This window comes from Halopseudomonas pelagia CL-AP6 (genome assembly GCF_000410875.1).
Classification (GTDB): Bacteria; Pseudomonadota; Gammaproteobacteria; order Pseudomonadales; family Pseudomonadaceae; genus Halopseudomonas; species Halopseudomonas pelagia.
The window spans coordinates 1-1085 of sequence record NZ_AROI01000047.1 but is presented as its reverse complement, the minus strand read 5'-3'; the positions used below and the strand labels follow the sequence as shown (position 1 = coordinate 1085).

At 43.4% G+C, this 1085-nt stretch carries 1 protein-coding gene; it reads right to left on the bottom strand.

Annotated elements, in window-relative coordinates:
* Positions 1-102: 102 nt before the first annotated feature.
* On the bottom strand, positions 103-999 hold the full coding sequence (locus K787_RS24070; RefSeq protein ID WP_022964732.1) for an exonuclease SbcC: 897 nt from the start codon (positions 997-999) through the stop codon (positions 103-105).
* Between the last annotated feature and the right edge of the window lie 86 nt (positions 1000-1085).

Sequence of the window (1085 nt, the reverse complement as noted above, 5' to 3'; positions counted from 1 at the left end):
TTTTACACACTCTGGGCCAAAAGCGGACGCTCGCCTACTGAGCAAGGCAATCCCAACCAGAGAGGATCGCTATCCTTAAGCGGCTGAACAAACTAGCAATATTCATCGTGAGTCGTAGTCGTCAATCAGGCCTCTAGGCAGATCGTTTTCACCAGTTGAGCTATAATGGGCAACAATGTAAGGCTTGTAATTTGAAACAAAAGAGTCAGGTACGTCATTGTCAACAAGTATTATCTGACAGTTTATATCCTTCTTGTCTGCGCGCCCTGCCAGCTCAAACATATACTCGTACATGTTCTTGTATTTATCAGGATCTGAAAGACCTTCATCTGCGTCAGCGGCAGTATCAGTCTCATCCTGATGCTTGGTTTTGGAGGTTTTCCCGAGGTATTTCCCAACAGTGTCAATAAGCAGAATTGCAGGATGATTAATTTCGTTCTCAATAGCGTATTCCAAGATCGCCAGAAATAACCCAATTGACGATATGGTCCGCAGGCCGCCGGAAGTAATTGTCATGTACTCGCGATCGCGGATTATCGGCAAGAAATTTTTCGGGCTTACAGATATTCCTCGCCGATTTTTAATATTAACCTTTTTGAGAAACTTGCTCAGATTGTCAGATAGATCAGCCAATACATTCTCTAAGCTCGGCGCGGACTTCTTCAGCTCTGCCAGTCGCTCTTCCAGTCGAACAACCACAGCACTGCATTGCTCATACTGATCATGAATGCTTTTTTGAGAATTTCTTATTTTTAGATTAACAACCAGCTGAACTCGAAACTGTCGCTTGGCGGACAACTCTTTAACCAGCGCATCCCTTTGGGTTAGATAAGGAGTAATCATTTTCTCACTTTCAGTATCTAGCAATTCACGAGCTTTGTTAAGGTCCTCATGAACAGCAAAATATGCGGAATTTACTGAGCGCCGTTTTTCTGAAAGCTGCGAAATAAGTGATTGAATACTCTTTCTTTTCTTCTTTAGCGAGTCAAGCTCGTCCAAAAGCGGAGAAGTCCCGCTGGAGATAAATGGTTCAATTTCAGCAACGTCTTCAAGTGGCGTCTCGCATTGTTAATGGCCAATTAATC